Source organism: Buttiauxella sp. BIGb0552 (assembly GCF_004366275.1).
Classification (GTDB): domain Bacteria; phylum Pseudomonadota; class Gammaproteobacteria; order Enterobacterales; family Enterobacteriaceae; genus Buttiauxella; species Buttiauxella gaviniae.
In genome coordinates, this window is record NZ_SODY01000011.1 from 42,978 (window position 1) to 68,815 (window position 25,838).

Here is a 25,838-nt window from a genome sequence, read left to right on the forward strand (position 1 = left end):
CGCCTGATGGTTTCAGTATTACGAAAAAACCCGTTTCCCGGTTGTTGCCTCTATTATAAACGACAAGGCAAAGAATTGCTGGAAACGTGATCAATTTAACACCTTGCTGGTTGACCGTAAAGAAAGATGCGCTACGCGCCAACTTCCGCTCCGCCTACCGGCTTTATCTTCCATAATACGAAATATGTCCCTCTTTTCCGCAAACCCGTTGAAACTGACAGCCTTCCTTGAAGAGTGGTAGGATGGTCAGGGACGATAATTACGGTAACTAGCAATGTTAGACAATGTATTAAGAATTGCCACTCGCCAAAGTCCATTAGCACTCTGGCAAGCACATTATGTCAAACAACGCCTGGAAGCGTGCCATCCCCAGCTCACGGTTGAACTGGTGCCTATGGTAACGCGTGGCGACATCATTCTTGATACACCACTGGCGAAAGTTGGTGGCAAGGGATTGTTTGTCAAAGAGTTAGAACTTGCACTTCTTGAAGGCCGCGCAGATATCGCCGTGCATTCCATGAAAGATGTGCCAGTAGAATTTCCTGAAGGCTTAGGGTTGGTGACAATTTGCGAACGTGATGATCCGCGTGACGCTTTTGTTTCCAATCATTTCGCCGGTCTTGATGATTTGCCTGCAGGCAGCGTAGTAGGCACTTCGAGCCTCCGCCGTCAGTGTCAGATTGCTGAGCGCCGCCCGGACCTGGTCATTCGCTCATTGCGCGGTAACGTTGGCACCCGGTTGGGTAAACTCGACAATGGTGATTACGACGCGATTATTCTTGCGGTCGCCGGGCTAAACCGTCTTGGTTTGCAATCACGTATTCGCTACGCATTACCCGCAGAAGTGTCATTGCCCGCTGTAGGTCAGGGTGCGGTGGGAATCGAATGCCGTCTTGATGACGAGCACACTCAAGCGCTGCTTGCTTCACTGAACCATGAAGAAACTGCAATTCGCGTCCGTGCTGAACGCGCCATGAACATGCGCCTTGAGGGCGGATGCCAGGTGCCAATTGGCAGTTATGCTGAATTGAAAGACGGTGAGTTATGGCTGCGCGCATTAGTGGGCGCACCTGACGGCTCGATTCTGGTTCGTGGTGAACGCCGTGGCAAACCGCAAGATGCCGAAGAAATGGGCGTTTCCCTTGCGGAAGAACTTCTCGATAAAGGGGCGCGCGAAATTCTGGCCGCCGTTTATGACGGAGATGCTCCGGCATGACGATACTTGTCACCCGCCCTTCCCCCGCTGGGGACGAGTTAGTGAGCAGACTGCGCGCACTGGGGCAGGTGGCGTATAGCTTCCCACTGATTGAGTTTTCCCCCGGCCGGCAACTGGAAAAACTGCCTGGCATGCTGGCGAGCCTGAACGAAGGCGACCTGGTGTTCGTATTATCGCAGCACGTCATAAATTACGCCCACCCGCAATTACGCCAAAATGGCATCTCCTGGCCTTCACAACTTGCCTGGTTTGCCATTGGGCGTACGACTGCCTTAGCGTTTCACACAGTTAGCCATTTGCCGATTCGTTATCCGCAAGACAGGGAAACAACAGAAGTCTTGCTACAATTACCTGAATTACAGAATGTTGCCGGAAAACGGGCACTCATTTTGCGCGGGAACGGCGGGCGCGAACTTTTAGGTGAAAAATTGACGGAACGCGGTGCAGAAGTGACATTCTGCGAATGCTACCAAAGAAGTGCCAGAATTTATGACGGAACAGAAGAAGCCTTCCGCTGGCGCGACCGCGGGGTTTCAACGCTGGTCGTGACAAGCGGTGAAATGCTACAACAACTTTATGCGCTCATTCCGGAATGGTATCGAAAAAACTGGTTACTACACTGCCGGCTGTTAGTTGTCAGTGAGCGTTTGGCAGACCTTGCCCGGGATTTGGGCTGGCAAGATATTCGGGTTGCCGATAACGCAGACAATGACGCGCTGCTTCGCGCGTTACAATAAATCAACCCCCAAAATAATTCGAGTTGCACCAAGGCAGCTTGAAGAATGAAGGGTATACAATATGGGACGCCACAATGACGGAACAACATAATACCTCCGCCATGGTTGAAGAAACCAAACCGGCGGTGGAAAGCACGCCACTTCCAGAACAACCACCGCAAAAAAATCGTAGTGGGATTGCCGGAATTGCGCTGGGTGCTATCGCCATTGCTATTGCACTTGCGTTAGGTGGCGGTCTTTACAGTTATGGTAAGCATCAGGCAGCGGCGCAAAATGCCAACACTGATGCCCTGGCAACGCAGCTCACCGCTTTACAAAAGCAACAAGAACAGCAGCAAGCTTCTCTGGAAACTACCATCAAGCAGCAGGCAACTGCACTCCAGGAGTCGGATCGCCAGCAGGCAAATCTGGCGCGTGAGCTTGATGAAGTGCAGCAGAAAGTGGCCACTATTTCCGGTAGCGATGCAAAAACCTGGTTGTTAGCACAATCCGACTTCCTGGTGAAACTGGCCGGGCGGAAATTGTGGAGCGATCAGGATGTCACCACAGCGGCTGCACTGTTGAAAAGTGCCGATGCCAGCCTCGCAGATATGAACGATCCAAGCTTGCTAACCGTTCGCCGTGCGCTAACGGACGATATTTCTGCATTATCAGCAATTACTCAGGTCGACTACGACGGGATTATTCTCAAGCTCAATCAGCTTTCTAATCAGGTCGATAATCTACGTCTTGCGGATAACAATAGTGACGATACGCCGATGGATTCCGACGGTAGCGAGCTTTCCAGCACGGTGGCGGAATGGCGTGAAAATCTCACTAAAAGCTGGCACAACTTTATGGATAGTTTCATTACTATTCGCCGCCGCGATGAAACCGCAGTTCCTCTGTTAGCGCCAAACCAGGATGTTTATCTGCGTGAGAACATCCGTTCACGCTTGCTGGTTGCGGCACAAGCGGTTCCTCGCCACCAGGATGAAACGTATAAGCAGTCGCTGGAGAATGTTTCCACATGGGTTCGTGCTTATTACGACACCAACGACAGCGTGACAAAATCCTTCCTTGATGAACTGGACTCTCTCAGCCAGCAAAGTATCAACATGGATGTGCCGCAGACGCTGGAAAGCCAGCCTCTACTGGAAAAGCTGATGCAGACTCGGGTGCGTAATTTGCTTGCCCAACCTGCCGCGAGCGCAACTGCTCCCGCTGAACAACCTGCCGCGCCTGAACAAGCGCCTGCGCCAACTCAAGGAGAATAAGCATGATTAAAGTCTTATTGCTCTTTCTGTTGTTGATCGCCGGGATCGTGCTTGGGCCAATGCTGGCCGGACATCAGGGTTATGTGCTGATCCAAACTGACACTTACAACATTGAAACCAGCGTAACAGGCCTGGTGATCATCCTGATCCTGACAATGGTGGTGCTGTTTGCTATTGAATGGATCCTGCGCCGTGTTTTCCGTACCGGGGTTCGTACCCGTGGCTGGTTTGTTGGGCGTAAAAGCAGTCGAGCGCGCAAGCAAACTAAAGCGGCGCTGCTGAAATTAGCAGAGGGTGACTATCAGCAAGTTGAGAAGCTGATGCTGAAAAATGCCGATCATGCCGAACAGCCAGTCGTGAACTATTTACTGGCAGCAGAAGCCGCACAACAGCGTGGCGATGAAATTCGTGCCAATCAGCATCTGGAACGCGCAGCCGAACTGGCAGATAACGACCAACTGCCGGTTGAGATTACCCGTGTGCGTCTGCAATTGACTCGCAATGAAAACCACGCGGCACGTCATGGTGTAGATAAGCTGCTGGAGATTTCTCCGCGCCACCCTGAAGTGCTGCGTCTTGCGGAAATGGCATATGTCCGCACCGGAGCATGGGGATCACTGCTCGACATTTTGCCCGCCATGGACAAAGTCCAGATTGGCGATGAAGCCCACCGCCTTGCGCTTCAACAGCAGGCCTGGATTGGCCTGATGGATCAAGCGATGGCGGAACAAGGTAACGATGGGCTGAAAGCCTGGTGGAAAAATCAAAGCCGTAAGACGCGTCATGAAACCGTGCTACAGGTCGCGATGGCGGAGCATCTTATTGAGTGTGACGATCATGATACGGCACAGGAAATCATTCTTGATGGCCTGAAACGTCAGTACGACGAGCGTTTGATATTATTGATGCCACGTCTGAAATCAGGCAACCCGGAACAGCTCGAAAAAGCCCTGCGCCAGCAGATCAAGACACAAGGCGATCGTCCATTGCTTAATAGCACACTCGGTCAGTTACTGATGAAACACGGCGAATGGCAACAAGCGAGCGATGCTTTCCGTGAAGCACTCAAACAGCGTCCTGATGCCTTTGATTATGCATGGTTGGCTGATTGCCTGGATCGTCTGCATAACCCAGAAGAGGCGGCCTTGATGCGCCGTGATGGCCTGCTATTAACCCTGCAAAACAACCCCAATTCATAACACCCCAAGGGCGATAACTGTCGCCCTTACCCATTTCCTTCACGCAAAAAAAAACACCTGCCAATTGGCAGGTGTCAAAACAGGTCTTTAAGACAACTAAGTGGTGCTTCACTCAACGTTATGTCCATGGTGTTGGATGAGGTCTGAAAGACGACATCTGTCGGTGGACGATAAGCACCGTAATCGGCTCTGCGTCATTCCTGGGTTTATGAAGCCTAAGCAAACATAAGAAGTGGAATGAGCATCTACATGTATATTATTGCACGATGCATGCCAGGTTTGAATTCGTAATTACCCTTAACCTGAAATCATTTTATATTCATGATGTTATCTCAGAAGACATGTGCACCACGTTGGCTATTCCAGCCCTTGCAAAAACCGACAAGAGCGTCTCCTTTTAGAGACACTTAAACCGGGAATTATCGTTATTCATTTATATCAATAAGTTAAGAGTCACCAAACGGCGACAATAAATATCATGATGTCGTGATTTAGAGACTGGGGATTGGGATACGCGGTTGTATGATGCGGATTTTCCTGGTGAGCCAGGCGCAGTAGCATCCTTTCCTACAAACCCAAAAAACTGCAGACGTAAAAAAGCCCAACCTTGCCGGTTAGGCTTTCTTGAAATTGGTCGGCGAGAGAGGATTATTCCCCTACGGGCCGTTGCTGAAGCAACGTTGTCTCGCTTCGCTCGGCTCAAACCTCCTGCGGAGATTCTCATCCTCTTCAAACTACAGATGCAAAAAAGCCAACCCGAAGGTTGGCTTTTTCTAAATTTGGTCGGCGAGAGAGGATTCGAACCTCCGACCCACTGGTCCCAAACCAGTTGCGCTACCAAGCTGCGCTACTCGCCGAAATACTGCATTCACTTCTTACTGCTTTCAACTTAGAGATGGTGCGAAGAGAGGGACTTGAACCCTCACGTCCGTAAGAACACTAACACCTGAAGCTAGCGCGTCTACCAATTCCGCCACCTTCGCAATATCACTAAATTAAATGGGGTGGCTAATGGGACTCGAACCCACGACAACTGGAATCACAATCCAGGGCTCTACCAACTGAGCTATAGCCACCACTGTAAATCTTTTCGCGCGGACTATCTTCTTGCGAAGAGTACCGCCGCAGCTCTGGCCCCATTCAATCAATGGTGCGCCCGACAGGATTCGAACCTGAGACCTCTGCCTCCGGAGGGCAGCGCTCTATCCAGCTGAGCTACGGGCGCATAGCGCCGTTGCGGGGTCGGATATTACGGCCTTCATGCTCACCTGTCTAGTGCTTATTTAAATAAAATGCGCATTTGGTTATGCTTTGCACATTCTGATGATTATCCAGCCAAATTTGGCCGTAAAACTCACTTTAACGCAATACCGGACGGCGTTTTATAGGCGGCCGGTGTAGTGCCAGGCCAGATAACGCAGCAACTTTATTTGTCGTGTGATGCGGCTTGGTTGCGACAATAAGCGATACAACCACTCAAGGCCCAGGTTTTGCCAGACTTTTGGAGCGCGTTTCACGTGCCCGGTAAAGACATCGTACGTCCCACCCACGCCCATATACAGAGCATCAGGGTAAACCTTGCGGCAATCGCGCATAAAGAGCTCCTGCCGCGGCGATCCCATCGCTACAGTGACAATAGCGGCACCGCTTTCCCGAATACGCTCAAACAAAGCCTGCTGCTGCTCGGCCTTGAAGTATCCATCCTGGCTACCAACAATATTAACGTTCCACTGTTTACGCAGTTTGGCTTCGGTTTGCGCCAATATTTCAGGTTTTCCACCGATCAGGAAAACAGGAGAACTTTCTCCGCCTGCCCGTTGCATTAATGCTTCCCAGAGGTCGGCTCCCGGAACGCGAGAGACAACGGCACCTGGAAATTTTTTGCGAATCGAGCGCACCACGCTAATACCGTCAGCGTATTTGTATTCTGCGTTATCGATTAACACTCGCACTTGCTGGTCACGTTCTGCGGAGAGGATTTTCTCCGCATTAATCGCTACCAGCGTACCGCTACGCAGTGAGCCCCCTGCGTAGAGATAATCCAATGCATGCTGCATATCGCGCCAACCCAGTAGGCTCAAGCCACGAATCGTATAAGAAGGAGCTGTCGTGAGTTCTGTCATGATATTCCCTGCGATACATTTTGAGAGCCAGAAACAACTTGCGGTGAACGGCGTAGGCGTTGATGTATCAGCCCTGCACTATCAAATAGCCAGTAAAGCAGCTTCGCAAACAGCAAACAGACACCAAAGATAACCATGAAAAACACCACGCGGGAGACAAAAGAGTCCAATCCCTCACGCGCCAATACAATCATGTTAAAAATCGCCCCAAAGCAGAAACTATGCAAAATGGCGGCTTTGTACTTGTTGGTTTCACGATTACCCAGGTCATACAACCAGTCGAACCATTTAATAATCAGCCCGACTACAACTGCACCTAATGGGATAAACCACACGCCACCCATAACCACCAGTGAACCAATTAACGTTGGTGAAATTGCCAGGCCAGAGTGGTTGTTAAGAACTTCCCAAGTAAAGTAGTTCGCACTGTTCAGGACAATCCCCGGACGGCCAGGCCATAACCAGGTCGGAATAAAGACATAGAAATCACGCACAATGGGCGCCAGCCCCTGGAACTCAATTTTGTCGTAATTCTGCAGCAGTAATCCCAAATTTTCCCACGGTGAAAAGGTATCGCGAGTCAGGTACAAGAAGGTGTAAAACGCCTCCTCTCCGTTGACGTTAAGCCCATAACGCTTCAATGCCAGCCAGAACATACCTACGATGCCAAATACACCCGCAGCCGCCAGCATCCACAGCGAGATCCAGCCGCGAATAATACCGATGAACAAAAAGATGGCGAACGCGATGATAATATTGGCTCGAGTCCCACCAACAATCATATAAGTCAGCAGACCAAACGCCACAGTGCTCACCAGGAAAAACATCCAGGCTCGACCATCTTGCTTAAGAAAATAGACCACCAGCATCGCAGGGATGAAAAAGTAGAAGAAACGTTTTAACGCCACACCCGATACTTCGCTGGAGAAGATCTGACTATATGAGTGCAACTTAAACAGTAAGAAACCGTTATGCATAAAGAAGATGCCAACACTTACCAGCGCCACCACCATCAGCATTACCCACGCCAGATGAGTTTCAACACGGTTCATAGTAAACAACTGATGCCGAACCTCTGTAGTTCGTTTCTCCCGCAGCCGTGTTTTGTAGGCGACATAGTAAATACCGTAGAAGCAGACGGCAGCGAGTTGCGCTTGCAGTAGCACATCTGCCGGTACAACCGAGACCCCGAAACGAAACACCAGCGTACAGGTGAAGGGAAAACCAAAGAAAAATGTCAGCAGAAATAGTAATGAGAAGAACACATTAAAATTGAAACGCACCCGGCGGAATTCCTGGTACGTTAAAATACCAATGAACATCACTGATAAAAACCAGACCGCAAATAAACCGCCAAACTCTAGCAAACTCATGCGGCTTCTCCTGATGCTACGTCCAGCGCCCGCTTCCAGCCGTCGATATAATTAGGGTTAAAGAAAGCAATCTGTTGCTTATCTAGTAAGCGTAGTTGACGCTGCGCTTCGCGAACGATCTGCTCGTTTAGCGTATCGCCGGCAAAAAGCACGGGAATATGCTGTTCAGTCATATCCTGCCAGAACGGATTTTTACGGCTCAGCACGCAAAGAATACCCGCCTGAATCAGCAAGCAAAGTGTGCCAATACCTTGCTGGCGGTCAAAAATGAAATAGCCCAGCGAACACTGGCGCAAAAGAGCCAGATAATCATCAAAGGCCATACTTTCCTTCAGGATATGGAGGTTTTCTTCACTAAATAGCGCACGTCCAGCCTGCTCAACTTCATTGATATAAGCGTCGTTGTTAGTTGGATAGCCCATCGGTACTACCACGCGTACCGAGTCACCAAATTGTGCATGAATCGCTTTTAATGCTGCAATATGTTGGTTGCTATGATCGCCGGAGTTACCTACCAGAAACGTCATTTTTCCAACTTTTTCTTCAGTGTTGGCAAGGGTATTTAGAGAGGGGTCCATACGCGTCGGAAAGTAAATTAACTCACCTGGAACCTTTGGGTGGCGCTCATGGAAATAATTCAGGTCACCTCGTGTAGCGAATACTCTCCCCACTTGCCCTTGCGCAATGCGCCGCAACAAATAAAACGCCCGAAACTTGAAGCTTTTTGAGGCCTCGTAAAGGTCAGCGCCCCAAATGTGCCAGTTCATCTGAGCCGGTTTCAAGCCGCCAGTTAGCAACGCAATCCACAGTGAGCTATTAAACTGGCCGTGGAAGAAAAAGCGTTGTTGGCGATTGGCACGAGCTGCTGCTACAACGGCCTGCGCCAATGCTTTTTTCGTTGGATAGAGTGTCACGGCAAGCGTCGGAAAAGAGGACAATATTGAGTCGTCCTTCGAAACCACCATAAACTGGCGCGCATGCGGATTTGAGGCAGCCAGAGCATCATTGAAGAAGCGCAGCACCGTTTGGTTATGATGCGGGATATCCGATCCCAAAATGTGAATCAGTGTTGTCATGCTCGTCTACGATAAATGAGGAAAACGCTGCAACAGAGCGTGAAATAAATAATATACGTTGCCATATAAGCCTGAGCAGCCCCTAAAGCACCGTGCGCAGGTATAAGCCAATGTGAAAAACCAGTCAACAACGCAAACTGGCTGATTTCAGTCAAAACATAGAAGCGTAGCGATGCTTTCGCTATCACCAGATAACCAAACACATATGAGCCTACTTTCAGTACATCACCTACCAACTGCCAGGCGAAGAGATCGCGCATCGCAATAAATTTATGCGAGAAAAGCAGCCAGATGGCGAAGTCGCGCAACAGCCAGACGGTGAAACTTGCCAGAGCAACCGCGGGCAAAACGAACTTCAGGGAGCGAACAATCTCACGGCTGATGTCATGTTTGCTGGTTAAGCGCGAAAGCGTTGGCAAAAGATAAACGCTAAACGAGGCGGTGATGAATTGCAGATAAGCATCGGAAATGCTGCTCACCCCTTGCCAAATACCGACATCATCCCAGCTGTAGTGGGCCGCCAGCAAATTTCGCATCATCACGTAAGCCACCGGCAGTGTCACCGACGTGATTAGCGCCATGATGGTGAATTTGCCAAGGCTGCTGGCATACACTTTATCCCAATGCGGTTTCAGATAACTAAGCGGCACATGTTCGCGGCGAACTAGCATAATCCCCGCAGGAATGAGCACCAGTGCAGGCACTAACGCCAGGCCCAACAACGCGCCCTGATAGCCGCCGAGGCGATAGCAGAGGTAATAGGCAATGACGCCAATGATACTGCCGCCAATCAGTGCCAGCGCATTACCGGCAGCATCACGAAATCCTTTCATAATGGCTAAAGACAAGTTCGCCCAGGCGATGCCCATCTGCACTAACGCCACCAGGCGTACTAACCCTTGGTAATTTTCATGCCCGAACAGGCCCAGACTGATTGGCTTCGCGGCGACAACAAAGATGATCGCCAATAGCGTTGAGAAGCCCAATACCATGGCCGATGAAGTACCGATGACTTTGCGTAACTGCTCGGGCTGATCGTGATACTGCGCGACGTATTTGGTCACGCCGTTGAAGATTCCCGCCCCGGCAAGCACGCCTAATACGGTAACCATCTGACGGAAGTTTCCCGCCTGCCCGACTCCGCTCGGCCCATATGCCACCGCAAGCAACTTCACCACCAGCAAACCGGCAGCAATTTTTACCAGCGTGGACCCGGCGGTCCACACTGAGGCTTTAGCAAGCGACATATCAGGAGAAGAAGCTTAACAACGTATTAATGACAGTACGTTGGTTCGCAGGAGATAAGTTATAGAACAGCGGCAAGCGCAGCAGGCGCTCACTTTCTTGAGTAGTCAAACGATCTTCGCCATGGAAGTAACCAAACTTCTCACCGGCTGGGCAGCCATGCAGTGGGATGTAGTGGAACACAGCCAGAATTTCCGCCTCTTTCAAATACGCAATCAGAGCGCTGCGATCTTCGATATCACGTAGTTTGATATAAAACATATGCGCATTCTGCACGCAGTCTTTTGGAACAGACGGCAGTTCGATACGCCCGGCTTTTGCCAACGGAGCCAGGGCATCATGATAGGTATGCCACAGCTTCAGACGCTGCTGGTTAATCTTTTCTGCCGCTTCCAGTTGCGCCCAAAGATAAGCAGCCTGGAGATCGGCCATCAAGTAACTTGAACCAATATCACGCCAGGTATATTTGTCCACCTGGCCACGGAAGAACTGGCTACGGTTAGTGCCCTTCTCACGAATGATTTCTGCACGCTCAATCAACGATGGGTCGTTAATCAGTGTCGCGCCACCTTCACCACCTGCCGTGTAGTTTTTGGTTTCATGAAAGCTGAAGCAACCGATATGACCAATTGAACCCAGTGCGCGGCCTTTGTAGGTCGACATCACGCCCTGTGCGGCATCTTCTACCACAAACAGATTATGTTTGTCCGCAATCGCCATGATGGTGTCCATTTCGCAGGCTACACCGGCGTAATGAACGGGCACAATCACGCGAGTCTTCTCAGTAATTGCCGCTTCAATCAGCTTTTCATCAATATTCATGGTGTCCGGGCGCACATCGACAAAGACGATTTTTGCACCACGCAACACAAAAGCATTGGCAGTAGAAACAAAGGTATAACTCGGCATAATCACTTCATCGCCGGGTTCAATATTCAACAGTAACGCGGCCATTTCCAGCGATGCAGTACAGGAAGGGGTGAGCAGTACTTTTTTGCTGCCGAAGCGATGCTCCATCCATTGCTGGCAACGACGCGTGAAGCCGCCGTCACCACAGAGTTTGCCGCTGCCCATTGCAGCCTGCATGTATTCGATTTCCGTGCCTACAACTGGCGGAGCATTAAATGGAATCATTTTTTCACCTGTATAACCAGAAGGCGGTGCTTTCTATAGTGGCACCGCTTTGAATATAACGTCGTAAAGCTGCGGTATTGCTGGTTTGTGTTGCCACGCGGAGTGTATGTAGCCCCCGCAGTTGACACCAAAAACGCGCGGCGTCCATGAGCTGAGCACCAACGCCTCGTCCCGCCAGTAAGCCAATACGCGCTTCACGTTCATTAAGTTGGCGCATGCTCACAAAGCCTTGTATCGCCCCTGCGTCTTTTAACAACAGACACTCGTGATCAAAACTACCTAGCACCGCATTCTCAACCCATTGGGCGTAAAAACGGCCGCTGTCAGCAGGTTGATACCAAGGTGCACGAAACCGACTTTGTGTGAAAATTCTAGCGGCTAAATCCCGCAATACAGGAATGTCAGCGCTTGTGGCTAACTCGACAGAAAGTGCTGCATTTTGTATGCCAGGCTGTAGAGCAAGATCAACTTCCCCTTCAACCAGCTGAAAACCAAGCTGCTGCAAACCATCAAGCCAATCGGTCCGCTGAGCAGGGATTTTCGCCTGCACGCGGGAATACGCATCAAGGCTTTGCGGGGTAAGCAAGGAGGCTGCATCGTCAAAACGAACGATAGCGCTGTTCACCGCAAAGAACTGATTCTCCCAGTTAAGAGATTCAATTCTTGCGTGAACAGGAATAGAGCAAGTCTTCATTGGCTTCACCAACCTTGGGCAGAACCTAGCGCCAGACCCCTTTGGTATCAACAATCCAGCTTTGCTGAATTTGCGAACCAGGAATGGCTTTGAAGGCATGGTGATCAACCAGCATCACCAACACATCAGCCTGTTGAAGAGCATCTTCAATAGAAGCTAATTCACAACTACCGACCAATTTTTTCGGCAACTGGTGAATGTTTGGCTCAACAGCCAGCGTTTTACCATTATGCCAGGTGCTGAGGAGCTCAGCGATTTCCATAGCCGGGCTTTCACGCAGGTCATCAATATTCGGTTTAAACGCAAGGCCAAAGCAGGCAATGGTAATTTCACTGGCACGCTTGCCGGTTTCAGCAAGGCAATCAGCGACAGCAGCTTTCACCTGGTTTACTACCCAGTGTGGTTTACCATCATTAACTTCGCGCGCCGTACGAATCAGCTGTGCCTGTTCAGGGTTTTGAGCAACGATAAACCACGGATCTACCGCGATACAATGCCCACCCACGCCCGGTCCTGGCTGCAAAATATTGACTCGCGGATGGCGATTAGCCAGACGAATCAACTCCCAGACGTTGATCTCTTGATCGGCACAAATCAGGGATAGCTCATTTGCGAAGGCAATATTCACATCGCGGAAGCTATTTTCCGTCAGCTTGCACATTTCAGCAGTGCGGGAATTCGTCACCACGCACTCGCCTTCAAGGAAGATTTTGTAGAGTTCGCTGGCACGAGCAGAGCAAACTGGCGTCATACCGCCAATAACACGATCGTTTTTGATAAGCTCAACCATCACCTGACCCGGCAGTACGCGTTCCGGGCAGTAGGCGACATTAATATCTGCCGCTTCACCAACCTGCTGTGGGAATGTCAGGTCAGGGCGAAGCTCTGCTAACCAACCCGCCATTTGCTCGGTAGAACCGACTGGCGAGGTGGACTCCAGAATCACCAGCGCACCTTTCTTAAGTACCGGAGCGATGGATTCCGCCGCTGCTTTGACAAAAACCATGTCAGGTTGGTGATCGCCTTTGAAGGGCGTTGGTACTGCAATTAAATAAGCATCTGCTTCAACTGGTTGGGTACTAGCGCGCAAGAACCCACCTTCCACCGCCGCTTTAACCACCTTATCCAGATCTGGCTCAACAATGTGAATTGCACCACGATTAATGGTGTCTACCGCATGCTGGTTGATATCAATACCGACGACATTTTGCTGTTTAGACGCAAATGCTGCCGCGGTTGGCAATCCGATATAACCCAGACCAATCACAGAGATGGTTGCAAAACTCATTGTTGTGTCACCTGATTTTTCTTCAATGCAGCCAAAATTTGCTCACAAGCCTTGCCATCACCATAAGGATTATGAGCACGACTCATAACTTGATATTCATCTTCGTCTTTCAACAAGCGCGTAACCTGGCGAACAATTTCTTGTGTATCCGTACCGACCAAACGAACGGTGCCTGCATCAACCGCTTCCGGGCGCTCTGTCGTATCACGCATCACCAGCACGGGTTTACCCAGTGATGGTGCTTCTTCCTGGATGCCACCAGAGTCGGTAAGAATCAGGTATGCATGATTCATCAAATAGACAAACGGTAAGTATTCTTGCGGGTCAATCAGCACCACATTTTTGACATCCCCCAGAATGCGCGTCACAGGTTCGCTGACATTCGGGTTCAGGTGCACAGGATAAACAATCTGGACATCACTGTTTTCTTTGGCAATCTGCGCCAGTGCATGGCAAATCCGCTCAAAGCCATTACCAAAACTTTCACGGCGGTGGCCAGTGACCAAAATCAGCTTTTTGCTGCTATCCAGGAACGGATAACACTGCGCCAGAGAGCTATGCAAAGCATCATCCGCAAGTACGCGATCGCGAACAGAAATCAGCGCATCAATCACAGTGTTACCGGTGACGAATATCTTATTGTCACTGATATTTTCGCGTAATAAGTTTTGTCGAGAATTCTCGGTTGGGGCGAAGTGATACAGAGCCAAGTGCCCGGTCAGAGTTCTGTTTGCCTCTTCCGGCCACGGAGAATACAGATCACCAGTGCGCAAACCTGCTTCAACATGTCCTACAGGAATCCGCTGATAAAATGCGGCAAGACTAGTGGCAACTGTAGTCGTAGTATCACCATGAACCAGAACAACATCAGGCTTGAATGACTCAAGTATCGGCTTCAATCCTTCGAGAATGCGGCAGGTAATTTCCGTAAGCCCCTGCCCCGGTTTCATGATGTTTAAATCATAATCCGTCTCGATAGAAAATAAATTCAGCACCTGATCCAACATCTCGCGATGCTGCGCGGTCACGCATACTCTTGCGTCAAAAAACGCGTCTTTTGCCAACGCATCAACCAGAGGAGCCATTTTAATAGCTTCCGGGCGCGTGCCAAAAACAGTTAACACTTTCACAGCAATTCTCTTTTGTTAAAAAAGGTGAAGGCCGTCCATCGAGCCTTCACCGGGTAAGGGCGTTACAAATATTTTGGACGGCGGGCTAATGCCACACCCGCGCCAATCAGGGCCCCAACCATACCCCACATAATCATCAAGAATGCCCGGCGTGGACTATCACGCTTCACAGGTTCCTCAGGGGTACGTAAATAGCGATATGTCTGGAAACGCGCGTCAAGCGTTGGCCCCACGTTCAAAGTCGCCAGCATGGCTCGATTCTGGTCGTAGTCGATGCTGTAACTCGGACCGACAGCTTGCAGGCTTTCAAGACGAGCTTGCAGCATAGGGCGTCCTAACATGAACATTTCAGAATCAGGTAACTCGTCGGCGGGAACTTCTGTTTCACTCTTTGCAATATTTTGCTGCTGCGCAATCTTCAGCGCTTGTTCCACACTGTGCACTTTGCGGTCAAAAATTGACTGAGCCACTGCTTCCTGACGCTTAACTTGCGCTTTCATCTGAATTGTACGAGCAGCCCAGGCGCCCGTTAGTTCTTCGTTAAGATGACTCGCAGCACGCTGGCTGGCAAAAGCGACGTACTGCCGCAGCAAGTTATTCGCATCAGCAGCTGTTTCTGCAATTAGTTTCACGCTATCGCTGATATTGCGTGTGGCATCGCCAGCTGAAAATTGAATATTATCAATTAGTTCATCTAGCAATGCGGCATCAATTTTACTGTTGCCAACCTGACGCTGTTTGTAATAGTCGGTCTGTAGCCAAAAGTCACGACGAGTATCATATGCAGATAATTGCATGATGAACTCTTTATAGGCTTCATCCATCACCGAAGGCTGATCGACGGAAACCATATTAGCTTTAGCATCAAGATTACGTAGGAATTGCTGTTGCGAATAATACCCACCCATCATGTTAACTGTCGGGCGATCGGTTATCGCATTAGCACTCCACTCCTGCTTGGCAAAGAAGGTGTAGATGAATGCAATGGCCGCAAATAACACTGCCAGACCAACAATCCACAGCTTTCCTTGCCACAGTGTCCGGAATAAACCACGAATGTCCAACTCGTTGTCCACCATTCCCGGATTACTTCCTGGCACGTTTTGTTTCATCACTTCCCCGACTACTTTCAGAATTAAGAAATACTGCTGGTATTTCTACGTTGCCGACGCTTATGACGTCTTATAAAACGAGCAACTTTCCAGGCTCGTTTGATACAGTAATCATAGAGAACAAATGCAAGCAAGAATAATGCCAACATCACCCACTCTGGAATGAAATGCATGTACTCAGCCGCTACGCCAATTGAAGCAAGCAGAGCTGCTGCTGCTGTGATGAGTACGAATGCCTGCCGAGAAGTAAAACCGGCTCGCATAATCAAATGGTGAATATGCTGGCGATCTGGTGAGAATGGGCTCATACCCTTGCGTAGTCGGCGATACATGATGGCAATCATATCCATCAATGGAATGGCAATAATCCATAATGCGGTGACAGGGCTAATAGGATGAGTTTTGCCCTGCGTAGTTTCAAGCAAGATCCAGATGACGGTAAAACCAATAAGAGTACTCCCAGCATCGCCCATAAAAACTTTATAGCGACGACCCAGTATCCCAAGGTTTAAAAGAATATAAGGCAGGATGGCAGCAATCATTGCGAAGCACCACATGGCCAGGCTCAATTGCCCATCGAAATAAAGGATAATCCCCATTGCCGCAAAGGAGACGCAAGAAAGCCCACCCAGCAGACCGTCGATACCATCAACCATGTTGAAAGCATTTATTGCGGCCCAAACCGCAAATAAGGTTAAAAAGTAACCAAATGGGCCGAGAACCATTTCCCACGAGCCAAAAATATACCCGAGGCTGAGCAGGTACAATTTCCCAACCACCATCATTACAATACCGATTAAAGCCTGAACCGAAGCCCTAATTTTTACACTGATATCAAAACGGTCATCCAGGGCACCGACAAATACCAGCACTCCAGCACATATCAAATAAAGCCATGCATGTGGGATATAGTAGTTGGCAATGAGAAAAGTAAAACAGATCCCAGCATAAACCGAGATACCACCGACCAAAGGAATGAGTCCTTGGTGACGTTTACGGAAGTTGGGTTTATCTACCAGACCGATTTTTTTTGCCGCTTTGCGCGCAAAAAAAAGAAAAATGGTGGTGAATAAAAAAATACAAACCAGGTCAGTTCCAGCGGTGATTAAATTCACAGTGCAAGCTCTCTGCAAAATAAAAGGTCAAGGACAACTTCTTTGAAGTCTACCCCGTCCAATGGTTATATACATCTAATCCTTGAACAGACTGATTATTATTCGAACAACACCTTTCAAGCATTGCTGTAAATAACATGATGGCATTCCTTGCCACAGTTAGTGCTTAACCGTGATCATTACAGCTATATCGTATATACCAGAAATGAAAAACGCCACGTCTAAGCGTGGCGTTCCCCGAGTTTTTGTTACTTACGAGCGCTTCATCATATCGAAGAAGTCTTCGTTGGTTTTCGTCATCGCTAACTTGTTGATGAGGAATTCCATTGCATCAATCTCACCCATTGGGTGGATGATTTTACGCAGGATCCACATTTTCTGCAGCTCTTCCTGGGTAGTAAGCAACTCTTCTTTACGTGTACCTGAACGATTGTAGTCAATAGCAGGGAACACACGCTTCTCAGCGATTTTACGCGCCAGATGCAGTTCCATGTTGCCGGTACCTTTAAATTCTTCGTAGATCACTTCATCCATTTTAGAACCGGTATCAACCAACGCTGTAGCGATGATAGTCAGACTACCACCCTCTTCTACGTTACGTGCAGCACCGAAGAAGCGTTTTGGACGATGCAGTGCGTTAGCATCCACACCACCAGTCAATACTTTACCTGATGCAGGTACAACGGTGTTGTACGCACGGGCCAGACGAGTGATGGAGTCGAGAAGAATGATAACGTCCTTCTTATGCTCAACCAGACGCTTCGCCTTCTCGATAACCATCTCGGCAACCTGAACGTGGCGGGATGCTGGCTCATCAAAGGTAGAAGCAACAACTTCACCTTTAACCAGACGTTGCATCTCAGTCACTTCTTCCGGACGTTCGTCGATAAGCAGAACCATCAACACACAATCTGGGTGGTTGTAAGCAATGCTGGTCGCGATGTTTTGCAGCAGCATAGTTTTACCGGCTTTCGGCGGAGCGACAATCAGGCCACGCTGACCGCGACCGATTGGCGATGCCAGATCCAGTACACGTGCAGTTAAGTCTTCGGTAGAACCGTTACCACGTTCCATGCGTAAACGAGAGTTAGCATGCAGCGGGGTTAAGTTTTCAAACAGGATTTTGTTACGCGCGTTTTCCGGCTTGTCATAGTTGACTTCGTTAACTTTCAGCAGTGCAAAGTAACGCTCACCTTCTTTCGGCGGGCGAATCTTACCGGAGATGGTATCCCCTGTGCGGAGGTTGAAACGGCGGATTTGGCTGGGAGAAACGTAGATATCATCAGGACCGGCGAGGTAGGAGCTGTCTGCAGAGCGGAGGAAACCAAATCCGTCCTGCAATATCTCCAGTACACCGTCACCAAAGATATCTTCACCACTCTTAGCATGTTGCTTCAGGATGGAGAAAATAATGTCCTGCTTGCGCATACGGGCTTGGTTTTCCAGCCCCATATTTTCGCCGAGAGTAATCAGCTCAGAAACCGGCGTATTCTTTAATTCGGTAAGATTCATAATGGTGGGTTCTTAAACTCGGGGTAAATCTCGAACATGTATCGTGAATGGTATGGCAGGATCATCCATGCCTGTTTAATGGCCACCACCACATGTCTTATCGCTGCCTGGTCATAGGAAAAACGCAGAACTGAAACGACACGACGGAATGGGTGATACGCCCGAAATCGATTATGCGACCGTATGTTCACTGTAAAACAGCGTCTTAGTGAAGGGAAACTGGAAGCATTGGGTATTACAAAGATTCAAACTACAAGACAAGTTCTAAATGCAGTAAAAGTAACTTAGCATGACTGACGCCGGGCGTCCAGCAGCTCACAAAAAATTGCGAACTACGCACGCACCGGCTGAGATTCCATTATGCCAGATTAGCGTCGAGGAACTCTTTTAACTGGCCTTTGGACAGCGCGCCAACTTTGGTCGCAGCCACTTCACCGTTCTTGAACAGCAACAGAGTTGGGATACCACGGATACCATATTTTGGTGCAGTGCCCGGGTTCTGATCGATATTCAGTTTAGCAACGGTCAGATTGCCCTGATATTCATCAGCGATTTCATCAAGAATCGGGGCGATCATCTTGCATGGACCACACCACTCTGCCCAGAAATCAACCAGGATCAGCCCATCAGCTTTTAGCACGTCCGTGTCGAAACTGTCGTCAGTCAGGTGAATAATTTTATCGCTCATGTTCTACTCCGCAGGATTATGTCTACCTTGTTGGTGTAGCATTAACCAACTTAAGGTTGACTTTATTTCACCGGATACGCTTTCGTAAAGCAATAGTTAGCTGATATTCTACCACACTATGAGCAAAACACATTTGACCGAACAGAAGTTTTCCGACTTCGCACTGCACCCTAAGGTGATTGAAGCCCTTGAAAATAAAGGGTTCCATAACTGCACCCCTATTCAGGCACTGGCACTACCGCTGACACTGGCGAATCGTGACGTTGCAGGGCAGGCGCAAACCGGTACTGGCAAAACGATGGCGTTTTTAACGTCAACGTTCCATTATTTACTCTCTCACCCGGTTCCAGAGAATCGCCAGGTGAACCAGCCGCGTGCCTTAATTATGGCGCCGACTCGTGAACTGGCAGTCCAAATTCACTCTGATGCAGAGCCACTAGCACAATCGACCGGCCTTAAACTCGGCCTGGCGTACGGTGGCGACGGCTACGATAAACAGCTTAAAGTGCTGGAAAGCGGTGTTGATATTCTTATCGGCACAACTGGTCGTTTGATTGATTATGCCAAGCAAAACCACATTAACTTAGGCGCAATTCAGGTTGTGGTGCTGGATGAAGCCGATCGCATGTACGATCTGGGCTTTATTAAAGATATTCGCTGGTTGTTCCGCCGTATGCCGCCAGTTACTCAACGCCTGAACATGCTGTTCTCTGCCACACTCTCTTACCGTGTGCGTGAACTGGCATTCGAGCAAATGAACAACGCGGAATACGTGGAAGTCGAGCCGGAGCAAAAAACCGGTCACCGTATCCAGGAAGAGCTGTTCTACCCTTCTAACGAAGAGAAAATGCGTTTGCTGCAGACTCTCATCGAAGAAGAGTGGCCAGATCGCGCCATCATCTTTGCTAACACGAAACACCGTTGTGAAGATATCTGGGGTCACCTTGCAGCCGATGGGCACCGTGTTGGTTTGCTAACCGGCGATGTTGCTCAGAAAAAACGTCTGCGCATCCTTGAAGAATTCACCCGTGGCGATCTGGATATTCTGGTTGCAACCGATGTTGCCGCTCGCGGTCTGCATATCCCGTTAGTGACACACGTTTTCAACTACGATCTTCCTGATGACTGCGAAGATTACGTTCACCGTATTGGCCGTACCGGTCGTGCTGGCGAAAGTGGTCATTCCATTAGTCTTGCGTGTGAAGACTATGCGTTGAACCTGTCTGCAATTGAGACTTACATTGGTCACTCAATTCCAGTCAGCAAGTACAAAACTGAAGCACTGTTAAGCGAACTTCCTCCACCGAAGCGTCTGACTCGCGCCCGTCCGGGTAACGGTCCTCGCCGTAATGGTGGCGCTCCTCGTGGTAATCGCCGTCGCACAGGTTAAAAATTTATGCTCAGCTCCACCTCGCTGTATGCTGCAATAGATTTAGGCTCTAATAGCTTTCATATGTTGGTTGTACGTGAGGTGGCAGGGAGCATACAAACCCTTGCCAGGATTAAGCGAAAAGTACGCCTTGCTGCTGGTTTAAGCAGCGATAATACGCTTTCACGTGAAGCAATGGAGCGCGGGTGGCAATGCCTGCGCTTATTCGCTGAACGTCTTCAAGATATTCCTCAAAACCAAATTCGTGTTGTCGCAACCGCGACACTCCGTCTTGCCACCAATGCCAGCGAATTCATCCAGAAGGCTGAAAAAATCCTTGGCTGTCCGGTGCAAATTATCCATGGTGAAGAAGAAGCACGCCTGATTTATCAGGGCGTTGCCCATACCACAGGCGGTGCCGATCAACGCTTAGTAGTTGATATCGGTGGTGCTAGTACAGAACTGGTTACCGGCTCAGGGGCGCAAACCACCGCACTCTTTAGCTTATCAATGGGTTGTGTGACCTGGCTTGAGCGTTTTTTTAGCGACCGGAACCTGGCAAAAGAAAACTTTGATGCCGCCGAAAGTGCTGCAAAAGAAGTTCTCAGGCCGATTTGCGACCGGTTAAAACATCACGGTTGGAAAGTGTGTGTCGGTGCGTCAGGTACCGTGCAAGCACTGCAAGAAATCATGATGGCGCAAGGAATGGATGAGCGCATTACGCTTGCAAAACTCCAGCAGTTGAAGCAACGCGCGATTCAATGCGGGCGTCTTGAAGAATTAGAGATTGAAGGTTTAACGCTAGAAAGAGCCTTGGTATTCCCAAGCGGCCTCGCCATTTTGATTGCGATATTCGAAGAGTTATCAATTGACTGTATGACGCTCGCTGGCGGAGCTTTGCGTGAAGGACTGGTTTACGGAATGCTGCATCTGACTGTTAATCAAGAGATCAGAAGCCGTACCGTACGTAATATCCAGCGTCGCTTTATGGTGGATACCGGCCAGGCAGAACGCGTTCAACAATTAGCATTAGCCTTCACCACACAGTTAAGAGATGCATGGAGCCTAACGCCTCTCAGCATAGAAATGCTCAGCAGCGCGGCGTTACTTCATGAAGTTGGACTGAGTGTCGATTTCAAACAGGCGCCGCAACATGCTGCCTACCTGGTGAAGAACCTCGATCTTCCGGGATATACGCCAGCGCAGAAAAAGCTGCTGGCAACGCTAATGTTGAACCAGACAAACCCTGTCGATCTCTCTTCTCTCCACCAGCAAAACGCCGTACCACCGCGTATTGCGGAACATCTCTGTCGCTTGTTACGCCTGGCTATTATCTTCGCCAGCCGCCGTCGGGACGATATCTTGCCGGAAATTGCGCTAAACGTTGAAGGTGAAACCTTAAATCTCGAGCTTCCAGAAAAGTGGCTGGAATGCCACCCTCTAGGTGCTGAACTGCTTGCACAAGAAAGCCTGTGGCAAAGTTATGTCCATTGGCATTTAATAATTAAATAACTCAACTTTTACGCGCTTTTGCCAGCATTTCACGGATGTTGGCGACATTACTCTGCCCCTTTGTCATCCGCTCTTCCGCAGAAACTACTTTGCGTTCCGTCTCCCACTGCAAATCATCTTGTGGCAATTCCAGCAAGAAACGACTCGGTTCCGGGCGGATCAATTCACCATACTGACGTCGCTCTTTGCAAAGCGTGAAGGTTAGCTCTTTCTGCGCACGAGTAATCCCCACGTAAGCCAGGCGGCGCTCTTCATCGATATTATCTTCGTCGATACTGCTCTGATGCGGCAAAATACCCTCTTCCATCCCGACTAAAAATACGTACGGGAACTCCAACCCTTTCGAGGCATGAAGGGTCATCAATTGCACCTGATCTGTATCTTCATCACTCTCGCCGCGTTCCATCATATCGCGCAGCGTAAAGCGGGTGACAACTTGGGTAAGCGTCATCGGCTCATCAATTTCTGAACCCTCCAGCATTTCCGTCATCCAGCTAAAAAGCAGATTAACGTTCTTCATACGCATTTCGGCAGCTTTCTGACTGGGGGATGTTTCATACAACCAGCTTTCGTAGTCAATACCGTGAATCAAATCACGTACCGCTGCGATAGGTTCGCGCTCAGCAAGTGTTGCTACATCGCGTAACCAATGAGTAAAACGCTGTAACGACTCCAGGCCACGACCATTTAGCGTTTGGCTTAAACCCATATCAAAACTTGCGCCAAATAAACCTTTATTACGCTGCGTTGCCCAGGTACCGAGTTTTTGCATCGTAACCGGGCCAATTTCACGTTTCGGTGTATTCACAATCCGCATAAATGCACTGTCATCATCTGGGTTGGTCAGCACACGCAGATAAGCCAGTAAATCTTTGATTTCAGGACGTGAAAAGAACGACGTACCACCAGAAATACGATAAGGAATGCGGTTTTGCATCAGCATTTTTTCAAACACGCGCGACTGGTGATTCCCACGATAGAGAATGGCGTAATCTTTGTAGTTGGTCTTATTGATGAAGTGATGGGCAATGAGCTCGCCAGTAACGCGCTCAGCTTCATGATCTTCACTGTTCGCGGTCAGCACTTTTAATTCGGTACCGTAACCCAGCTCCGAAAACAGCCGCTTTTCGAACACGTGAGGGTTATTGGCGATCAAAATGTTTGCCGCTTTCAGAATGCGCCCGGAAGAACGGTAATTCTGCTCAAGCTTAATAACCTGAAGTGCCGGGAAATCCTTGCTTAGCAAAACAAGGTTTTGTGGCCGTGCGCCACGCCAGGAGTAAATCGACTGATCGTCATCGCCCACTACGGTAAACCTTGCTCGCGCGCCCACCAGCAGCTTCACCAGTTCATACTGGCTGGTATTGGTGTCCTGGTATTCATCCACCAGCAAATAGCGGATACGGTTTTGCCAACGTTCTCGCACTTCTTCATTGCGCTGTAAAAGCAGCGTTGGCAGCAAAATCAGATCGTCAAAATCCAGCACGTTGCAGGATTTCAGGTGCGTATCGTAAAGCTCATAACAGTGGGCAAAAATTCGGTCGCGTTCTCCTTTCGCCTGCGCCGCGGCCTGCGACGGGGTCATCAGATCGTTTTTCCAGTTCGAGATCGTCGAGATCAACTGTTGCAATAACGTTTTATCGTCTTCGAGCAAACCTTCAGTCAGTTCTTTTAGCAACGCTGTCTGGTCAGTGTCATCAAACAACGAAAAGTTAGACTTCATGCCGAGAGCGGCAAACTCACGTTTGATTATCTCAAGCCCTAACGTGTGGAACGTTGAGATCAACAGACCGCGTGATTCTTTGCGCCCAAGCGTTTGCGCCACACGTTCTTTCATCTCACGCGCCGCTTTGTTGGTAAAGGTCACGGCGGCTATATGGCGAGCCTGATAACCGCATTCGCGGATCAGATACGCCATTTTATTGGTGATAACACGCGTTTTGCCGGAACCAGCGCCCGCCAGGACCAGGCAAGGTCCTGTGACAAATTCGACGGCTTGTTGTTGGCCAGGGTTTAAACGCATAAAGGTCACTCAATGAAGTCAGGATAAAAACGAAGGTATCCCCGCAGTAACTGGAGGTACGAAGGGGAAAAACAGCGTGGTAGTATAGCGAGCGTAATCAATTTCACTCAAGGCACTATCATGGCAAAAACCGCGGCAGCATTGCATATCCTTGTTAAGGAAGAAAAACTGGCTCAGGAAATTTTGGCGCAGCTTCAAGCTGGCGGCGACTTTGAGAAACTGGCTAAAAAGCATTCCACCTGCCCATCAGGCAAAAAAGGTGGTCACTTAGGTGAATTCCGTCAGGGCCAGATGGTTCCTGCGTTCGATAAAGTGGTGTTTTCCTGCCCGCTGCTGGAGCCATATGGCCCGCTGCACACGCAGTTCGGATACCACATCATCAAAGTGTTATACCGCAACTAAAAAAAAGGCCGGGGAATCCCCGGCCTCTTCACTTCTAAAACTCGAAAGCTCGATTAACCCGCTACAGCAATACGCTTCATATCTTTCATGTAGCCACGCAGTTTCTTGCCAACGATTTCGATTTCGTGGTTACGAATCGCTTCGTTAACATCACGCAGTTGCGCGTTATCAACCGCGCCGGCTGGGACTTCTTTACCCAGATCGCCTGCCTGCAGTGTTGTCATAAACTCTTTCAGCAATGGTACTGCTGCGTAAGAGAACAGGTAGTTGCCGTATTCAGCCGTGTCAGAGATAACCACGTTCATTTCGTACAGGCGCTTACGAGCGATGGTGTTCGCAATCAGCGGCAGCTCGTGCAGAGATTCGTAGTAAGCTGATTCTTCGATGATGCCCGCATCAACCATGGTTTCGAACGCCAGCTCAACGCCCGCTTTCACCATTGCGATCATCAGAACGCCTTTATCGAAGTATTCCTGCTCAGAAATCTTACCGTCAAACTGCGCCGCGGTTTCGAAGGCAGTTTTGCCGGTCTCTTCACGCCAGGTCAGCAGGTTCTTATCGTCATTTGCCCAGTCAGCCATCATGCCGGAAGAGAATTCGCCGGAGATGATGTCGTCCATATGTTTCTGGAACAATGGAGCCATGATGGTTTTCAGTTGTTCAGACAACGCATAAGCACGCACTTTCGCCGGGTTGGACAAACGGTCCATCATCAGCGTGATGCCGCCTTGTTTCAGCGCTTCGGTGATGGTTTCCCAGCCGAACTGAATCAGTTTTTCTGCATATGTAGGGTCAGTGCCTTCTTCCACCAGCTTGTCGAAGCACAGCAGAGAACCGGCCTGCAGCATGCCACACAGAATAGTTTGTTCGCCCATCAGGTCAGATTTAACTTCTGCCACGAAGGAAGACTCCAGAACGCCCGCACGGTGGCCGCCAGTTGCCGCAGCCCAGGCTTTAGCGATGGCCATGCCTTCGCCTTTTGGATCGTTTTCCGGGTGAACCGCAATCAAAGTCGGTACACCGAAACCACGTTTGTATTCTTCACGAACTTCAGTACCCGGGCATTTTGGCGCAACCATCACCACGGTGATGTCCTTACGGATTTGCTCGCCAACTTCAACCACGTTGAAACCGTGGGAGTAACCCAATGCTGCACCGTCTTTCATCATCGGCTGAACAGCCTTAACAACCGCAGAGTGCTGTTTGTCTGGCGTCAGGTTAACAACCAGATCCGCTTGTGGGATCAGTTCTTCGTAAGTGCCAACTTTAAAACCGTTTTCTGTCGCTTTACGCCATGAAGCGCGTTTTTCAGCAATAGCTTCAGCACGCAGAGCATAAGCAACATCCAGACCAGAGTCGCGCATGTTCAGACCCTGGTTCAAGCCTTGTGCGCCACAACCGACGATGACGACTTTTTTGCCTTTGAGGTAGCTTGCTTCATCGGCGAATTCATCACGCCCCATGAAACGACATTTACCCAGTTGCGCCAACTGCTGACGCAGGTTCAAAGTATTGAAATAGTTAGCCATCGTGGTGGTACTCCATAATTGTTATGTTGTGCTTTGTAAGGTTCGCCAGCCGTGTCTTGCTTGCGATAATGAACTCACTATATGACAGGAAATGCGTTGCTGAAA

Annotated in this window: 21 protein-coding genes, 4 tRNA genes and 1 other RNA gene; 7 read left to right on the plus strand and 19 right to left on the minus strand. The window is 49.5% G+C overall.

Annotated features, from left to right (window positions below; all coding sequences use genetic code 11):
- Window positions 1-274: 274 nt before the first annotated feature.
- The 4 genes from hemC to hemY all read left to right on the plus strand — a co-directional run bounded on the left by hemC (window position 275) and on the right by hemY (window position 4,408).
- Window positions 275-1,216 (plus strand): hydroxymethylbilane synthase, encoded by a 942-nt coding sequence (hemC, locus tag EDF88_RS23760; protein WP_134187777.1) that lies wholly within the window; start codon window positions 275-277, stop codon window positions 1,214-1,216.
- Entirely contained in the window at window positions 1,213-1,953 is a 741-nt protein-coding gene (gene hemD, locus EDF88_RS23765; RefSeq protein WP_134187779.1) for a uroporphyrinogen-III synthase, read from the plus strand. The genes hemC and hemD overlap by 4 nt, the downstream gene beginning before the upstream one ends.
- Before the next feature lie 74 nt (window positions 1,954-2,027).
- Window positions 2,028-3,209: a uroporphyrinogen-III C-methyltransferase gene (hemX, locus tag EDF88_RS23770; RefSeq protein ID WP_064515180.1), complete on the plus strand. Its 1,182-nt coding sequence runs from the start codon at window positions 2,028-2,030 to the stop codon at window positions 3,207-3,209.
- Between the two features lie 2 nt (window positions 3,210-3,211).
- A complete protein-coding gene (gene hemY / locus EDF88_RS23775) occupies window positions 3,212-4,408 on the plus strand; it encodes a protoheme IX biogenesis protein HemY (protein ID WP_134187781.1) in 1,197 nt (398 codons plus the stop codon).
- 631 nt (window positions 4,409-5,039) lie between these two features.
- Here hemY and EDF88_RS23780 read toward each other — a convergent pair.
- The 17 genes from EDF88_RS23780 to trxA form a co-directional block, all read right to left on the minus strand.
- Window positions 5,040-5,153, minus strand: a non-coding RNA gene (locus tag EDF88_RS23780) — RtT sRNA.
- 35 nt (window positions 5,154-5,188) lie between these two features.
- Window positions 5,189-5,265: transfer RNA gene (locus EDF88_RS23785), tRNA-Pro, on the minus strand.
- 39 nt (window positions 5,266-5,304) lie between these two features.
- A tRNA-Leu gene (locus EDF88_RS23790) sits at window positions 5,305-5,391 on the minus strand.
- A 17-nt stretch (window positions 5,392-5,408) separates the two neighbouring features.
- Window positions 5,409-5,484, minus strand: a tRNA-His gene (locus tag EDF88_RS23795).
- Between the two features lie 72 nt (window positions 5,485-5,556).
- Window positions 5,557-5,633, minus strand: a tRNA-Arg gene (locus tag EDF88_RS23800).
- A gap of 157 nt (window positions 5,634-5,790) precedes the next feature.
- Complete coding sequence (gene wecG, locus EDF88_RS23805) at window positions 5,791-6,531, minus strand: lipopolysaccharide N-acetylmannosaminouronosyltransferase (RefSeq protein WP_134187783.1); 741 nt, start codon at window positions 6,529-6,531, stop codon at window positions 5,791-5,793.
- Entirely contained in the window at window positions 6,528-7,904 is a 1,377-nt protein-coding gene (gene wzyE, locus EDF88_RS23810) for an ECA oligosaccharide polymerase (protein WP_134187785.1), read from the minus strand. Before wzyE ends, wecG begins: the two co-directional genes overlap by 4 nt.
- Entirely contained in the window at window positions 7,901-8,980 is a 1,080-nt protein-coding gene (locus EDF88_RS23815; protein ID WP_134187787.1) for a TDP-N-acetylfucosamine:lipid II N-acetylfucosaminyltransferase, read from the minus strand. Before EDF88_RS23815 ends, wzyE begins: the two co-directional genes overlap by 4 nt.
- The gene (wzxE, locus tag EDF88_RS23820) at window positions 8,977-10,227 is read right to left on the minus strand and encodes a lipid III flippase WzxE (protein ID WP_064515171.1); all 1,251 of its coding nucleotides are present in this window, start codon (window positions 10,225-10,227) and stop codon (window positions 8,977-8,979) included. The genes EDF88_RS23815 and wzxE overlap by 4 nt, the downstream gene beginning before the upstream one ends.
- A gap of 1 nt (window position 10,228) precedes the next feature.
- Window positions 10,229-11,359, minus strand: a complete 1,131-nt coding sequence (gene rffA, locus EDF88_RS23825; protein ID WP_134187789.1) for a dTDP-4-amino-4,6-dideoxygalactose transaminase — start codon at window positions 11,357-11,359, stop codon at window positions 10,229-10,231.
- A gap of 4 nt (window positions 11,360-11,363) precedes the next feature.
- On the minus strand, window positions 11,364-12,038 hold the full coding sequence (rffC, locus tag EDF88_RS23830) for a dTDP-4-amino-4,6-dideoxy-D-galactose acyltransferase (protein ID WP_134187805.1): 675 nt from the start codon (window positions 12,036-12,038) through the stop codon (window positions 11,364-11,366).
- Between the two features lie 40 nt (window positions 12,039-12,078).
- Window positions 12,079-13,341 carry a UDP-N-acetyl-D-mannosamine dehydrogenase gene (wecC, locus tag EDF88_RS23835; RefSeq protein ID WP_064515166.1) on the minus strand — a complete coding sequence of 421 codons (1,263 nt, stop codon included), beginning with the start codon at window positions 13,339-13,341 and terminating at the stop codon, window positions 12,079-12,081.
- Window positions 13,338-14,471 carry a UDP-N-acetylglucosamine 2-epimerase (non-hydrolyzing) gene (gene wecB, locus EDF88_RS23840; protein WP_064515164.1) on the minus strand — a complete coding sequence of 378 codons (1,134 nt, stop codon included), beginning with the start codon at window positions 14,469-14,471 and terminating at the stop codon, window positions 13,338-13,340. Before wecB ends, wecC begins: the two co-directional genes overlap by 4 nt.
- A 62-nt stretch (window positions 14,472-14,533) precedes the next feature.
- Window positions 14,534-15,583, minus strand: coding sequence for an ECA polysaccharide chain length modulation protein (gene wzzE, locus EDF88_RS23845; RefSeq protein WP_064515161.1), 1,050 nt, complete (start codon window positions 15,581-15,583; stop codon window positions 14,534-14,536).
- Between the two features lie 23 nt (window positions 15,584-15,606).
- Complete coding sequence (wecA, locus tag EDF88_RS23850) at window positions 15,607-16,698, minus strand: UDP-N-acetylglucosamine--undecaprenyl-phosphate N-acetylglucosaminephosphotransferase (protein ID WP_134187791.1); 1,092 nt, start codon at window positions 16,696-16,698, stop codon at window positions 15,607-15,609.
- A 252-nt stretch (window positions 16,699-16,950) separates the two neighbouring features.
- Entirely contained in the window at window positions 16,951-18,210 is a 1,260-nt protein-coding gene (rho, locus tag EDF88_RS23855) for a transcription termination factor Rho (protein ID WP_064515157.1), read from the minus strand.
- Window positions 18,211-18,568: 358 nt separating this feature from the next.
- Entirely contained in the window at window positions 18,569-18,898 is a 330-nt protein-coding gene (gene trxA / locus EDF88_RS23860; protein WP_034461718.1) for a thioredoxin TrxA, read from the minus strand.
- A 118-nt stretch (window positions 18,899-19,016) separates the two neighbouring features.
- Here trxA and rhlB point away from each other — a divergent pair, with 118 nt between their 5' ends.
- Window positions 19,017-20,288, plus strand: coding sequence for an ATP-dependent RNA helicase RhlB (gene rhlB / locus EDF88_RS23865; RefSeq protein ID WP_034461719.1), 1,272 nt, complete (start codon window positions 19,017-19,019; stop codon window positions 20,286-20,288).
- Window positions 20,289-20,294: 6 nt separating this feature from the next.
- Window positions 20,295-21,779, plus strand: coding sequence for a guanosine-5'-triphosphate,3'-diphosphate diphosphatase (gene gppA, locus EDF88_RS23870; RefSeq protein ID WP_134187793.1), 1,485 nt, complete (start codon window positions 20,295-20,297; stop codon window positions 21,777-21,779).
- A gap of 1 nt (window position 21,780) precedes the next feature.
- On the opposite strand, the gene rep is transcribed toward gppA, so the two are convergent.
- Window positions 21,781-23,802, minus strand: a complete 2,022-nt coding sequence (gene rep, locus EDF88_RS23875; RefSeq protein ID WP_134187795.1) for a DNA helicase Rep — start codon at window positions 23,800-23,802, stop codon at window positions 21,781-21,783.
- Window positions 23,803-23,922: 120 nt separating this feature from the next.
- On the opposite strand from rep, the gene ppiC reads away from it, so the two are divergent.
- Window positions 23,923-24,204: a peptidylprolyl isomerase PpiC gene (ppiC, locus tag EDF88_RS23880; protein ID WP_064515151.1), complete on the plus strand. Its 282-nt coding sequence runs from the start codon at window positions 23,923-23,925 to the stop codon at window positions 24,202-24,204.
- 53 nt (window positions 24,205-24,257) lie between these two features.
- On the opposite strand, the gene ilvC is transcribed toward ppiC, so the two are convergent.
- Complete coding sequence (gene ilvC, locus EDF88_RS23885) at window positions 24,258-25,733, minus strand: ketol-acid reductoisomerase (RefSeq protein ID WP_134187797.1); 1,476 nt, start codon at window positions 25,731-25,733, stop codon at window positions 24,258-24,260.
- Window positions 25,734-25,838 lie beyond the last annotated feature (105 nt).